General features: G+C 42.5%; 11 protein-coding genes and 1 rRNA gene. 4 read left to right on the top strand and 8 right to left on the bottom strand.

Features of this window, described 5'->3' with window-relative positions; all coding sequences use genetic code 11:
• Positions 1–206 precede the first annotated feature (206 nt).
• Positions 207–1,067, bottom strand: a complete 861-nt coding sequence (locus tag I4V84_RS16735) for a class I SAM-dependent methyltransferase (protein ID WP_118582081.1) — start codon at positions 1,065–1,067, stop codon at positions 207–209.
• A gap of 326 nt (positions 1,068–1,393) precedes the next feature.
• On the opposite strand from I4V84_RS16735, the gene I4V84_RS16730 reads away from it, so the two are divergent.
• Complete coding sequence (locus tag I4V84_RS16730; protein WP_118582078.1) at positions 1,394–1,582, top strand: hypothetical protein; 189 nt, start codon at positions 1,394–1,396, stop codon at positions 1,580–1,582.
• Positions 1,583–1,702: 120 nt separating this feature from the next.
• Here the strand turns inward: I4V84_RS16730 and I4V84_RS16725 are convergent, their stop codons facing one another.
• The 4 genes from I4V84_RS16725 to I4V84_RS16710 form a co-directional block, all read right to left on the bottom strand.
• Positions 1,703–3,076: a radical SAM protein gene (locus tag I4V84_RS16725; protein WP_118582075.1), complete on the bottom strand. Its 1,374-nt coding sequence runs from the start codon at positions 3,074–3,076 to the stop codon at positions 1,703–1,705.
• Positions 3,077–3,088: 12 nt separating this feature from the next.
• Positions 3,089–3,673 carry a DUF308 domain-containing protein gene (locus tag I4V84_RS16720; protein WP_118582072.1) on the bottom strand — a complete coding sequence of 195 codons (585 nt, stop codon included), beginning with the start codon at positions 3,671–3,673 and terminating at the stop codon, positions 3,089–3,091.
• A gap of 165 nt (positions 3,674–3,838) precedes the next feature.
• Complete coding sequence (locus I4V84_RS16715) at positions 3,839–4,435, bottom strand: TetR/AcrR family transcriptional regulator (RefSeq protein WP_207748689.1); 597 nt, start codon at positions 4,433–4,435, stop codon at positions 3,839–3,841.
• A gap of 118 nt (positions 4,436–4,553) precedes the next feature.
• Positions 4,554–6,671 carry an EAL domain-containing protein gene (locus I4V84_RS16710; protein ID WP_195993012.1) on the bottom strand — a complete coding sequence of 706 codons (2,118 nt, stop codon included), beginning with the start codon at positions 6,669–6,671 and terminating at the stop codon, positions 4,554–4,556.
• Positions 6,672–7,131: 460 nt separating this feature from the next.
• On the opposite strand from I4V84_RS16710, the gene I4V84_RS16705 reads away from it, so the two are divergent.
• The gene (locus I4V84_RS16705) at positions 7,132–7,827 is read left to right on the top strand and encodes a response regulator transcription factor (RefSeq protein WP_195993011.1); all 696 of its coding nucleotides are present in this window, start codon (positions 7,132–7,134) and stop codon (positions 7,825–7,827) included.
• 90 nt (positions 7,828–7,917) lie between these two features.
• The gene (locus I4V84_RS16700) at positions 7,918–10,809 is read left to right on the top strand and encodes a HAMP domain-containing sensor histidine kinase (protein WP_195993010.1); all 2,892 of its coding nucleotides are present in this window, start codon (positions 7,918–7,920) and stop codon (positions 10,807–10,809) included.
• Positions 10,810–11,004: 195 nt separating this feature from the next.
• On the opposite strand, the gene I4V84_RS16695 is transcribed toward I4V84_RS16700, so the two are convergent.
• The gene (locus I4V84_RS16695; protein WP_173716837.1) at positions 11,005–11,439 is read right to left on the bottom strand and encodes an Rrf2 family transcriptional regulator; all 435 of its coding nucleotides are present in this window, start codon (positions 11,437–11,439) and stop codon (positions 11,005–11,007) included.
• 544 nt (positions 11,440–11,983) lie between these two features.
• On the opposite strand from I4V84_RS16695, the gene I4V84_RS16690 reads away from it, so the two are divergent.
• Positions 11,984–12,808 carry an RNA methyltransferase gene (locus I4V84_RS16690; protein WP_148460988.1) on the top strand — a complete coding sequence of 275 codons (825 nt, stop codon included), beginning with the start codon at positions 11,984–11,986 and terminating at the stop codon, positions 12,806–12,808.
• Between the two features lie 43 nt (positions 12,809–12,851).
• Here the strand turns inward: I4V84_RS16690 and I4V84_RS16685 are convergent, their stop codons facing one another.
• On the bottom strand, positions 12,852–14,531 hold the full coding sequence (locus I4V84_RS16685) for an AAA family ATPase (RefSeq protein ID WP_195993009.1): 1,680 nt from the start codon (positions 14,529–14,531) through the stop codon (positions 12,852–12,854).
• A gap of 201 nt (positions 14,532–14,732) precedes the next feature.
• Positions 14,733–14,858, bottom strand: a 23S ribosomal RNA gene (locus tag I4V84_RS16680); the annotation flags it as partial.

Below are 14,858 nucleotides of genomic sequence, written 5' to 3'. Positions count from 1 at the left end.
GTATGCTAAATTGTCGGTTGTCAAGTGTTTGGCTCTATTTTATATAAAATCCCTCTTAAACCGGTTACTGTTCACTTCGTTCACAGTAACACGCTTCGCGATGCACAGAAATCATGCTTTGCATGATTTCGCGCCGCAACTCTCGGGTTTTCTGTGAACTTTGTTCACAAAAAACACTTCGCGGAATGTTACCAGTGAACAGTAACTTAAACCGCTTCCCATCTTCCAGAAGCACCGCATGGCAATACCAGCCCATTTGACTTCACCGGAAGACCAATTTCCTGGGAATCTACATGTCCCTTATACTTCTTCATCTCTGTTGCCAGCATATAAGTAAGTACAGCCGGGGCAAGTCCGGTGGTGTAGGAATTGATCAGGAAAAACAGGGGATCATCGCTGAGAATCTTTGTGCAAAGCTTCACCAGGGGATGAATGGCATCCTCAATTTTCCAGATCTCGCCTTTTGGTCCTCTTCCATAGGACGGAGGATCCATGATAATTGCGTCATAGTGATTCCCCCGGCGGATTTCACGCTCTACAAACTTCACACAGTCATCTACCAGCCAGCGGATTGGTGCATCAGCAAGACCACTTGCTGCCGCATTCTCTTTCGCCCAGGTAACCATTCCCTTAGAGGCATCTACGTGTGTAACGGATGCACCTGCGGCTGCTGCCGCAAGAGTTGCACCACCTGTATAAGCGAACAGGTTCAGCACCTTGATCGGTCTGTCAGCCTTACGGATCTTGTCTCCAAACCAGTCCCAGTTTGCTGCCTGCTCCGGGAAAAGACCGGTGTGCTTGAAGCTGAATGGTTTCAGATGGAACGTAAGCTCCTTGTAATGAAGATCCCACTGCTGGGGCAGATCAAAGAACTCCCATTCACCGCCTCCCTTGGAGCTGCGGTGATAGTGTGCGTTCATCTTGCGCCATCCTGGCTCTGTCTTCGGTGTATCCCAGATTACCTGCGGATCCGGACGGACAAGGAGATATTTCCCCCATCTCTCCAGTTTCTCGCCGCAGGAAGTATCAATTACTTCGTATTCTTTCCAGCCATTTGCTATCCACATTTTATTTTTACCTCATTTTCTATTATTTCGCACAAAAGTCCTAAATGTCATCCATGAATCATATCTGTATAAGTAAAATCATGAATCATTTATAGCACGAATGCGGACAACCCCTGGGAATCGCCACAAACGCAATGTAACTGACTTTCATTTCGCCTAATATCAAACAACAAATTTATGATAGCAGAAAACTGTACCCACGTCAATTTTGTTCATCTTCTTCCCTGAAAAAGTGCCCAAAAATCCGCCTCACTTTTTTCGGATTTTTCCCATTGAACCACATATTTTTTCGCACTATAATCACATTAAAAAGGAGCGTGATTCAAATGTCAGAAAAGACTACCGATAATAAACTTCCTTACACCTGTACCTCCGCCTACGACCGCAACGCCTGCAAGGGTTGCGTCTGTTCCACCTGCTATGAACAGGAATTCTGCGACAGGTGCAGCAGCTGCGAAAATCAGTCGAAGCGCAAGGAGCGCTGCAATGCTTATGAGGGTGCATACAATTATTAGTCCTCTGTTTTTTTCTCCTCATGCACAAAAAAGTCTGAGTACAGATGCCGTTTCAAGCGACATACTATACTCAGACTTTATTATGAAATCATTCTTTCTGCATATTCCTGCAGCAAACTATCAGCATCTGGCTTTTTCTGCCTTTTCCTTCTGTCTCTCATCCCACAGCTGATCTGCTCTCTCTTTCCAGCAGGCTGCATATTTATCACATTTGCCGCAAAGATGCTCTGCACTCTCCGGTGACTGAAGATCAGTGGATTTCGCGCCGGTCTCTGCAACTAATTTACGCAGGATCTCCGGATTCTCCAGCATTGGACATGGACGAAGCATGTTCTCGTTGAAAGGCTGGTTATCATGATAAGCCTGGAAAATCGGGCTCTTCAGTGCGTCCAGAAGAGAAGTATCTTTGATATTGCAGTTTGAATAATGGATGAATACACAAGGCTCCACATCACCATTTGCATTAATATGCAGATAATGTCTTCCACCTGCAATACATCCATGTACAAATTCAGCATCATTCTGGAAATCCAGCGTAAAGATTGCTTTTGTGCTTCTGAATTTACGAATTGCATGATACATTTCTTCTCGCTGGTCCGGTGTAAGAAGAAGCTCCGGTGAAGCATCATTTCCAACTGGCATGTAATGGAAGAACCATGCAAATAATGCACCACAGTCAATCAGCTTGTCAAAATATTCCTCACTGCTTACACTGTCTACGTTCATGCCTGTATAGCAGGTGGAAACTCCAAATGGAAGACCTCTGTCCTTCAACAGTTTCATTGCATGCATAACCTTCTGATAGATTCCCTCTCCACGGCGTCCGTCGTTGGCCTCCTCGGAACCTTCCAGACTGAATGCCGGAACGAAGTTCTTTACTCTTAAGATTTCATCACAGAATTCCTCATCGAAAAGTGTCCCGTTTGAGAAGGAAAGGAACTCACAATCCGGATGCATCTCACAAAGTTTAATAAGATCCTTCTTACGTACAGTAGGTTCACCACCGGTATAAATATACATGTAAACACCAAGCTCTTTACCCTGTCTGATAATGGAGTCAATGGTCTCCAGATCCAGGTTCAGCTTGTGACCATACTCTGCTGCCCAGCATCCTGTGCAATGCAGATTACAGGCACTTGTAGGATCCAGAAGGATTGCCCACGGAACATTGCAATTGTTCTGTGCAGCAACCTCTTCCTGTCTTGCACTTCCCTTTAAGCTGGCATTTACAATAAAGTTCTGGAAAAATACTTTTCGAACACCTGGATCCAGCTGATACAGGTTCATGATCAGCTTATACCAGTTGCTGTCTGTGTCCTGGATTGCATTACGAATGGCATCTCTCTGACCTTTATACCAGTCCTGCGGAGTGAATTTATCTACCAGCTCCATCAGCTTCGGAATGTTTGTCTCCGGATCCTTTTCCAGATATTCTAATGCTTTTGTTACAGCACCTTCCATAGCGGCCTGTTTTGCTTTATCAATCAGTTTCATAATGCTCCTCCTTTAAATTTCTCTGAATTCATCTTCCCAGACTACATTTTCATTCTCACGGATTTTCACAGTGTATACTACCACGCAAAGCTTCAGTATTCCCTCCAGCAGAAATGCCACGCCTGTAAAAATCACAGTCAGCTTTGCACCTCCTGCCGGATCAACAAGAAGAAGCATTCCAAATATTCCGGTTGCTACTGCAATAAGCAAAACTGCCCACCAGAGCTTCAAACCGAATTTTTTCGCTTCCACTGACATTTGGATCCGAAGCAATGCATCGGTCAGAATCACAAGACCGAAAATCACGAAAATCAGTCTTAGTATGGCTTCCCTTCTCACCAGAATCAGAATTCCAACTGCAATCATGAGAATTCCAAAGCCAAGGTCAAATTGAAAAGCCAGACAGTAAAAATCTCTGGAAAAATATCCGATTATTTTTATAATTCCATCTGCAATAAACAGAATTCCTGCAAGAACACAAATTATTTTCACGGCTTTTTCCGGAACAGCCATCAAAAAAATTCCCAAAGCACAGAAAACAACTGCTATCACTATATATCCATTTCGTGCTATTTTCAAAGTTCCTGACGAATTCATTCTGATTCTCCTTTCTGCTTTTCATGGATTTATTATAGTAAGATAAATTTCAAAAAGGAACGGACAAAAAAAGGACTGTGTCTGAAATTCAGACACAATCCCATATTTGCCTAAAAGCTTACCGCATTTCCATTTTCCGAGGAAAAAAGCAGATTTACAAATTCCCTATACGATTTTCAGATAAACAGGTTTGGTTCCTGCCGCCTTTTCCAATGTTTTCTCAAAAGTATTTTCATAGAGTTCACGCAGCTTCTCTGCATATTCTGTCAGATCATAAGACATCCTGTGATCCATCCAGTCCAGAATCACTCCGATCATTACACATTTATAAAAATGCATGAGCACCTTCATATCTTCTTTTTCCATAATTTCTTCTTTAAAATTATGTACGATATACTGCTTTATAACATACTGGCACATTTTATCCAGTGCACTGGTAAACGTTTCTCTCTGCACGGAACAGTAAATATGGAGCATGGCCTTCTTGTTCTCTCCGATCAGCTTCACCAGTACCTCAAGGCATTCCAGCATAGAATCCACTTCCACCGGATGTTCAAAAGCGTTGTCTACTTCCCGAAGAAGAGCTGATTCCACAACATCAGAAATATCGCGGAAATGATAATAGAAAGTATTCCGGTTCACACCGCAGCGCTCCACAATATCCTTCACTGTAATTTTCGCAAGAGGTTTCTCATTAAGCAGTTCAAACAAAGTCCTGATAATAATTTCTTTCGTAAAACCAGACATTTTCTCACCTGTCATCTTGAAATGAAACCGGACAAAAGCCTAATCGGCTATGTTTCCAGCTTGTTAAGTTATTATCACAGATTATGCCACAAACCAATTTAAAATGCAAGGACAACGCGCCCTTGCATTTACATTAATTTCCCTTGTTTTGATAAATCATCAATTTCTGGAACTGATTCATTTCTTCGGATACGTCCCGGACAGCTCCATAAAACATCTTATGTCCATCCTGTTCTCTCAGGAAAAATGCTTTGATATTTATCCATATATACTGACCGTCTTCTCTTCTGCGGCGCACAGTTCCCTCTGCACCTTCAGCCAGTCTCTGGAAAGACCGCTGGAAAATATTCTGCATTTTTTTCCTGTCTTCCGGGTGTATTGCCTCCATGACCTGAACATTCTCTGCCAGATCCACAGGATCCTGTCCAACCAGCAGACAGTATTTATCATTTACCTGCAGCAATTCCACATTGTCACAATATACATCATAAATGGCAATTGGCCCAAGAATATTATTCAGTATGCTGTCACTTGCCAGCTCAGACTGAAACAGATCCTTGAAACGCACATGCTCAATTTTTCGTGCCTGAATCCCCCGGTAATCCACATTATTCTCGTCATTGAGAAGTATTTTTATTTCTTCGACTGGAAGAGGCTTGTAGAAGAAATAGCCCTGACCATAAATACAGCCCATATTCAGCAGATAGTTGATCTGGTCTTCCGTCTCAACTCCCTCTGCAATCATGCGAAGTCCCATAATATTTGCCATTCTGGTAACAGCCTCAAGAATTCCCATTCCCTTGTCCATGGTATTCTCATCCATTTTCAGAAACTTCATGTCAATCTTCAGAACGTCTACATTTACATCCTTCAGCATATTCAAAGAAGAATATCCGCTTCCAAAATCATCCATCAGAACGGTAAAGCCTGCATTTCGCAGTGCCTCTGCCACACCGGTGATCACCTTATATTCTTCTACATAAGCACTTTCTGTAATCTCCAGCTCTACATATTCCGGCGGAAGCCCATATTTGCGAACCAGATTTTTAAAATGCTCTACTACATCAATTGCATAAATATCCACACTGGATACATTGACAGAAATAGGAATTACCTTGTGTCCGCTTTTTATCCAGTCCTGCAGCGTCTGGCAAACCTGCTCCCACACCTTCATGTCCAGTTCTGTGATCAGTCCGTTACTCTCCATAACCGGAATAAAATATCCAGGTGCCACAATTCCCTTCTCAGGATGCTTCCAGCGCACCAGAGATTCCAGTCCGACGATCTTACCTGTGTTCAGATTACATTTCGGCTGAAGATAGTAGATAAACTCATCTCTTTCCAGACCGGCCTGCACTTCAGCAAGGAGCACATGATTATTCTCCAGGCGTGTCTTCATATCTGAGCTGTAATAAGCACAGCGTACAGCATAATTTCCCTTTACTGTCTCCTGCGCAAGAATTGCCCGGTCATACATCTGTGAAGCACTGAGACTGATATCATCAATTACATAAAAACCAAAAGCAGGAAGGAATCCGGTATGTCCACCGTATGCACGCACAAATCCGGTAATACGGCATTTCAGATTTTCGAGGACTTTTTCATCATTTGGAAGAACAATTACAAAGTCATCCCCACCCATATATCCGGCAATCCCGCCAAATTCCTGACGCATTTTATTAAGATGCGCCCCGATTTCTCTCAGAAGCTTGTCACCTGCCACCTGACCATACCATTCGTTAAAAAGCTTAAAATGTTCAATATCAATGGCTACCAGACAGTATTTCCCTGCCGCAGTTTCATTTACTCTGAGAAAAGTTTCTGTCTGTGTAAAAAAAGGATTTCTGGCAAATAAACCTGTAAGCTTATTCTTCTCAGTCTTGCCCGGGTTTCTCCGTTCCAGAATCTCCTTCTTCATATTTACAAAACGGCAAAGATTATCCATATCTTCCTCGTAAATATCCTTTGCCAAAATCACATGACAGTTCCTTGCTCCCGGCCACTCGACCTCTCCGGCATTGATTTTCAGCCATTTCCCCTGATCTTCATTATAAAATAAATCGGTCTTCCGGTTCGGATGTGCCAACGGGCAATTACGACAGGGCTTCTCTCTTCCCCGAAACTTCTCATAACAGATCTCGCCAGGCTCAAAATCTGAAAACTGTTTCGCCAGTGCTTTACTCATATACTGAATTCGATATGACTCATCTACTATGTATGTAATTGTCTCAGTTCTCTTCTCCTGTCTCATACGCGTCCTTTTCCATTTCTGAATGTAAATCCAACGATTAAAACTATTAAAAATATTATAAGCTATTCCTTTTCAATACGCAACATGTCAACTCGCGAAAGTTTTTCTGTTTTTTTTTAGGCATAATGACACATATTACAATAAAGCTAAGAAATGCTCCCGCCAGAAAACAATAGAATCTATTGGCTGGCTGAATGAATTGGAAAAACAGTATGATGACCCTATTGCTCACTTTCAAAAAAGAGTGGAGCAGCTAAAAGCTGACAAAAGCCGACAATATTGTTGCATTTAGCGTGGCTTTCTTTTACACTCATATTTATCGGACAAGTACGTTTTTATACGGTGCAGTGTATCCATAAGCTTACGTACAATATTTTCATAAGAATATCTTAAGATTTTACCCCTTTCATCTTAAATTTTGTCTGATACCTTATATATTACAGGGGAGGTGAAAAAGAAAATGGCAACAATTCTTGTATGTGATGATGATAAAGATATTGTAGAAGCCATCAGCATTTATCTGGAACAGGAAGGTCACCAGATTCTAAAGGCTTACGATGGACAACAGGCACTTTTGGTTTTACAGAAAAATGAGGTAGATCTGTTGATCATCGACGTAATGATGCCGAAGCTGGATGGCATCAGGGCAACTTTGAAAATCAGGGAGGAACATTCTCTTCCTATTATTATTCTTTCAGCAAAGTCCGAGGATGCAGATAAAATTCTTGGATTGAATGTTGGAGCTGACGATTACGTAACCAAGCCCTTTAGTCCTTTAGAGCTGATTGCCAGGGTTCGTTCCCAGCTTCGAAGATATACCCAGCTGGGTGCAGCGGTTTCCTGTGAAAGTCAGCATATTTATACAATCGGCGGGCTGACGGTGAATGACGATCAGAAAGAAGTTCAGGTGGATGGCGAAACCCTGAGGCTTACGCCAATTGAATATAATATTCTGCTTCTTCTCATAAAGAATCAGGGCCGGGTATTTTCCATCAATCAAATTTATGAAAATATCTGGAATGAAGAAGCAATTGCGGCAGATAACACAATTGCCGTGCATATCCGGCATATCCGGGAAAAGATTGAGATCAATCCCAAGGAGCCCAGGTATTTAAAAGTTGTCTGGGGACTTGGATATAAAATTGAAAAGCTTTGATTAAAAGTATTTGAAAGATTCGCTATTGAATATGCCAAATGGCGTTACCAATACGATAAGCAGCACATTATCAAGAAAGGGATTAATCATATGGAAAAGAAAAAATGGCACCGCAGCCCTGGTATCAAAGGGCTTTTGCTCCTATTTCAATATATTTTTCTGGGAGCTGTAATCTTCTCAGGTTTATTTTTAATTACCTCTTTGGCACATGGTCTGAGGCTTTCTGATTCCGGGAAAGATTATCTGGATTCCACGGCATTTGCCAATACCCTCTACGACGCAGCCTATGACGTGATGTACGGAATTTCTGGTACATTTCCCTATACTAACGTATCCTGGAAAGGCCTTGCCCAAAATGAAGCTTCCCAGTCATCTGACAAAAATGCCTCATCTGAGGCTCACGCTTCTTTAATTCAGACATCTGCATCCCAAGTAGTTGATCTTAATGAAATTGCCAACGATGAAGAAATCTCTTTTCAAAACACCTCCGGTCTGGCCTATTCAGTTTCAGACCTGGAAAAATGGGCGCAGGATTTTGATACCTCCAGTGGAAATCCCATTGTGATCTGCCACCAGGCTTCTTCTGCCGGCGAGTCACTTTCCCGGCATTATTATTATGTTCAGGATTTTCTGGAAAAAATTGACAGTGGAGAACTGGATTTTTCTGTGGATATGGAGTATTACGGATTCAGTGACTCTGCAACTGAAATAGCATCCTACGATGAAAATCTCAAACAGCTTATCGAAGACATCAAATACGACATGCAATATGGTGTAATGGATGATCTTTCCGGCATTCAGATCACATCCGGGGACGGCAAAGTGCTCTATGATTCCATCTCCCTCTATGATGGATATTATGAACCAACAGAGGCTTATCCGCCCCAAGGCGCAGACAGCATTCTGGATGTTCTAAATTCCAATGCCAAATGGAACGACCGCATTGATGAGGCTTTCGAATCTCTTTACAGCCTTCTTTCCAGAACTGACTTTTATATTCAGCAGGAGCAGATTCTGAAAAATTATTCCAAGGGTCACTCCAACATGAGTTACATTTACATTAACGAGGATGACGGACAGGTTATTTCCAATGACAGCGAGCTGGAAGCCCAGCTGGGCTATACCTTGGAACGCAGTGTAACACACGCTGATTCAGCCATAGAAAAGCCTACAGCTGACAATATGGGAGGCACCATCGATTATTGCACAAAACTGACAGATCTTTTAAAATCTATAAATAGTATTTCCTATGTTCTTATCCAATATCAACCAGATGGATTTACCAGCAACCTGGCAGGGCTCAGGAAATACAATACTTTCCCCGGAAACAATGTTACCTGCGACTCCTGGAAGGAGGTGGCAAACTCCCTGCTGCCAGCAGTGAACAGCAATTTCATCTTTGCAGCCTATGTGGATCAGACATTTCCTGTTTCCGATACCTTTTTTGCCGACAAAACATTTTTTGAAAACTATTCCAGCTATCAGAAGCCGGTATTTCTTTTCTTCCTGCTGTGCAGCTTTCTTTTCCTGGCTGCGTTTGTATGGCTAACAGCAATTGCCGGAAGAAAAAACAGTGACCAAAAGCTGCACCTTTGCTTTTTTGACCGCTGGCCAACCGAGCTTTCTGCAGGACTGATTCTGCTTGCATGGTTTCCTGTCCTGGTACGCTTTTTACAATGCCTGTCCTTTGCAGACTATCAGATTGGCAGACTGCGTGCCACATCGCTCCTTGATGTGAGTCTGTTGCTGAAGCTTATGATTCTGGGGCTTTACACTTTATTCTGGTTCCAGATTGGCTACCTTAGCCTGGTACGGCGGATCAAGGCAAAGCAGCTCTGGAAAAACAGCATCCTGCGCCGTCTTCTTGTCCTAACCTCCAGACTGATTCATTCAGCCAGTCACAAGCTTCACGCCCTTGCTGATCTCTACTCCAGAAACACTGCTGCCAGACTGAAAGCAACCTTCGCTTTTCTTTGCTTTCTTTTCATCAAATATATAATCTGCGGTCCCTTACTTGGCAGCATGCAGCTGTTCTTTTTCTTCAGCTGTCTGGCTGATCTTTTGATACTGCTATATGTTATTACAAAAGCCTGCAGCAGAGAACAGATCATAAAAGGACTGAGAGAAATTTCCAATGGAAACCTGCAATATAAAATTCCTCTGGAACGGCTTTGGGGCGATGATAAACATATTGCAGAATATATTAATAACATTGGAAGCGGTCTTGACGCAGCTGTAGAAAACAGTGTGAAAAATGAGCGAATGAAAACCGAGCTGATCACCAACGTTTCCCACGATCTGAAGACCCCGCTGACTTCCATTATCAGCTACATTGATCTTCTGAAACGTGAGAATTTTACAGATCCTAAGGTTCTGGAATATCTGGATATTCTGGAAGCCAAGGCAGCCCGGCTGAAAGTACTCACAGAGGATGTGGTAGAAGCCTCCAAGGCCAGCACCGGAAATCTGACACTGAACATGAATAATCTTGATTTCGTAGAAATGCTCCATCAGGTAATCGGAGAGTTCGAGGAGCGTTTCGAAGAACACCATCTTACCATGATAGTACATTTTCCAGATGAGCCTTCTGTAATCTATGCGGATGGCCAGCGGCTGTGGCGTGTTTTGGAAAATATTTTCGGAAATGTAACAAAATATGCCATGGAAGACACCCGGGTTTACGCGGAAGTAATGAACGCCCACGGTCAGGTGGTTTTCACCCTGAAAAATATTTCCGCCCAGCCGTTAAATTTCGCTGCCGAGGAACTTACCGAGCGTTTCGTCCGCGGTGACGTAGCCCGTGGCACCGAGGGAAGCGGGCTTGGACTTAGCATTGCCAAAAGTCTTACTGAGCTCCAGGGCGGCAAATTCCAGCTTTACCTGGATGGGGATTTATTCAAAGTGACTATCACCTTCCAGGCGCAGAATTCCAAGTGCACTGACGCAGAAGTCCCTGCTCAGCCCAAACCGGAAGCGAGATGATTTTTATCATATGCAGCTATAAAAATAGCAGCAGGAGTAAGCGATTAGTTGTTACTGTTCACTCCGTTCACAGTAACACGCTTCGCGATGCACAGAAATCATGCTTTGCATGATTTCGCGCCGCAACTCTCGGGTTTTCTGTGAACTTTGTTCACAAAAAACACCTCGCGGAATGTTACCAGTGCACAGTAACCTTTAGATCACATAATCATCTGCACTTGCAGCCTGCCAGTCCAGAAGATCTCCCAGTGTAATATTATCTACCACCTCATTGATGGCATCATCAATCTTCTTCCAGAGAATACGGGTAACACAAGCATCCCCTTTCTCACAGCCGGCTCCATCCGGTGCTACACAGTCTACCGGTGACAGGCAGCCCTCGGTAAGTCTGAGGATCATGCCCACGGTGTACTCCTCTGGTCTGCGTTGCAGTAAATAGCCGCCCTGTGGTCCTCTGACACTCTTCACATATCCGGCCTTGTTCAGCACGGAAATGATCTGCTCCAGATATTTCTCGGAAATTTCCTGTCTACGTGCTACATCTTTCAGCCGGATCGGCTCTCCATTGTCATTGGTAGCCAGATCAAGCATTAACTTTATTGCATATCTACCCTTAGTGGATATTCTCATCTTCATTCCTCCTGCTCTGTGATTCTGCAAATGCAAAATCACTCTACAGAAGATTATACCTTCTAATTCCTATTATTTCAATAGGAAATTACCTTTTTATTCGCAGATAATCCAGTATTCCGGAAATAGTTATCGTCTGCGCATGAGCCGCTGCGCGAACTGATAAGCTGGTTCGCAATGTGAACTTTTTCTCACTCTCTGATGTTCCCTCATAAATTACCGGAACTGCTGTGTCGTCATAAGGCTGTCAAGAGTTTCAACTGCCTGATCATTCTGGATGATTTTAAACGTGACATCCTTTTCCCCATCAATTGGCGAGTAATAACAGCAGTCCCTAAAATTCTAATTTTTCTCATATCGTTTCCTTTCCCGGGCTAGAGCGTGTTTGACAAAATATACCGCCAAGCGAGGCGTGTCGATTGCAGAAATATGCTGAAAAAAGAATCGCAATTTTCCTGTCTTTCCCTTATAATAATGCTGATAATAAAATGCTTTATCAAACAAGTATCATTTAAAAAGCACTTGAAAAACAGGAGAAAACGAAATGAGTAACCGAATTGAGATAACAGATTTCACTGCCCCGGAGCTGGATGTTTACGCCAGAATCCCGGAGGTGCAGCTTCTACGATTCTATGAGCCCAAACCAGGACTTTTTATCGCAGAAAGCCCAAAGGTAATCCAACGCGCGGCCAATGCCGGATATCAGCCGGTTTCTTTTTTAGTTCAACACAAGGATCTGGAAAAAGAAGGAAAAGAATTGTTACAAAAGTTCCCGGGAATTCCGGTTTATACAGCAGATTATGAGGTACTTGTAAAGCTTACAGGCTTTGCACTTACCCGTGGAATGCTTTGTGCCATGACTCGCCGGGACCTTCCCTCTGTGGAAGATATCTGCAAAAATGCCCGCCGTATCGCCATTCTGGAAAATGTAGTGAACCCAACCAATATCGGAGCCATTTTTCGTTCAGCTGCCGCGCTTCATATGGATGCGGTTCTTCTCACCCCAGGCTGTTGTGATCCTCTTTACCGCAGAGCCACCCGGGTAAGTATGGGTACTGTTTTTCAGATTCCATGGACTTATTTTCATAAAAAAGTGTCCTGGCCGGAAGCTGGAATGGAGCAGCTTCGCTCTCTCGGATTTAAAACTGTAGCAATGGCTCTTCGGAACGATTCCATCAGCATTGACGCCCCAGCCCTTCAAGCCGAAGAAAAACTGGCGATTATCCTTGGAGCTGAAGGAGACGGACTGGTGGATGCAACCATCACCGGCTGCGATTACACCGTAAAAATCCCCATGTCCCATGAAGTGGATTCCCTGAATGTAGCTGCCGCAAGTGCTGTGGCTTTCTGGGAACTTGGAAAAAGGTGAGGGAATGCTTCCTCACCTTTTCCAGAGCGTGTTTAAACAGGTTCTAAGACTCCAGCATTTTCACCAGACATTCCTTTTTATAAAATGAGATTCCATAACAAAAGATATCTTTATACCTGTCCTTATAATCCTCTGCATACTTTCTCTCTTTCATCTGCGCCAGTGCTTTATCACAATCTTTATTTAACTGTTTCATGCTTTGCGAATATTTTACTTCGAAAATCGCTACCTTTCCATTGGCTTTATCAATAATTACAAGATCTGGTCTTCCCAATCCATGCTCTTTGTTCGATTCAATCTGTTCACCAGTTCCCATAAAAATGCCTGTGAGAAACGCATGATAGAAGTCTTCTTTATAATCATGATAACTGATGGTATTCCACAGCAATAGATTCATTTCTCTGGTTATAATTTCTGGTTTTTGATTCCAGAGAGCCTGAAAAATCGCTGTTCGATTCCATTTTTTCACACTGTCAGCAAACCATTTCATTACCGTAGTTTCAAAAATTTCTCTTATTTCTGCATTTGGTATCTTTAATGCTTTGGTATCCGGTGAAAATGCAGTTTTCCCTTCTGAAATCCGCGCTTCTGTCAGATAACCAGTCATGTAAAGAATACTCCAAAGATTACTTTCGGATGAATGCAAATAATCATAAGTCAGGTTCTCATCAATATCCTGAAGAATATATCCACCAGAAAGCAATGTTTCCATTTTGTCCGTAATGCTATTGCCTGCAAAATCGATGAAAGAGCGGATAATTGCGTTGTCACTGGTATTTTTCCAATAACTGACTGGCTGCGCTTTGGGATTTCTCTGAAGTTCCCGCAAATAATTCATAACATCCCACGGGCAGTACACATCAATTTCTCCCATATGATATCCATCGTACCATTCCTTCATCTGCTTTGCATACTGCACTGTCCCTGTATCTTCCAGGATTTTGTTGACCTCCTGCTGGGTAAATCCGAAATATTCATTGAATCCGGTATTTGCAATCGTATCTGTAACAAAGTTATTTGTCCCTGTAAAAATGCTCTCTTTTGCAATCTGCAGACAGCCTGTGATAACAGCAAATTTCAATGAAGTATTATCTTTTAATGCAGTACTCATCATACCTCTGATAATTTCCAGCATTTGCTGGTAATATCCTTTGCTGCTGGCTTTTGCTATAGGAACGTCATATTCATCTATAAGCAAAATCATCTGCTTATGGTAATAATTCTCGAGCAGACGCATAAGCAGACTAAGAGATCTGATAACCAAAATTTTGCTTCCCTCACCAGATTTCAGAAGTTTAAAGCGTTTACGATCTTCTTCATCAATTTCTTCGCTTTCCAGCAAAAAACTGTATTTCTGATACAAATCAGAGATGGTAAATACCAGCTGGTCATACGCACTTGCAAAATCAAGTCCATCTATATCTTTAAATGTCAAAAAAATAGTAGGCCACTTATTCAACCATTTTTCACAAAGCTCGTGATTTCTTGAAATTTCAAGCCCTTCAAATAATTTCTGACTCTCATTTCGAACATTAAAGAAATAGTAGAGCATGCTCATACCCAATGTTTTCCCAAATCGTCTCGGTCTGGTAATCAATGTTACTTTCGCTGCACCATCGGTTAGGAGTTCAGATATGAAACCGCTTTTATCAATATAATAGTTATTATTCTCACGTATCTCTTTAAAATCAGAGATACCTACTGGAATATTAGGATTTCCCATATGCCCTTCCTTCCTAAACAGATATTTTTTATATAAACATGATAACACAGCAGTATAGTTTCAGCAAATAAAAAAACGATAACCAAATGGTTACCGTCTCATTTACTGTACCTTCAAAACTACATACATGTTACATCCTAATGGAATCATTTTACCTCTGCGTGAGTCCGGCAACCGCTTTGCAACCGCCTTTCTCATTTCTTGGTCAAGCCCTCACCCTATTAGTAACAGTCAGCTCCATGTGTTACCACACTTCCACCCCTGCCCTATCTACCTCGTCGTCTTCAAGGGGGTTTACTTCTTTCGAATGGGACATCTCATCTTGAG

This window comes from Ruminococcus sp. 1001713B170207_170306_F1 (assembly GCF_015668065.1).
Lineage (GTDB): Bacteria > Bacillota > Clostridia > Lachnospirales > Lachnospiraceae > Blautia_A > Blautia_A faecis.
The sequence above is the reverse complement of the archived record's forward strand: the minus strand, read 5'-3'. Positions and strand labels throughout refer to the sequence as shown.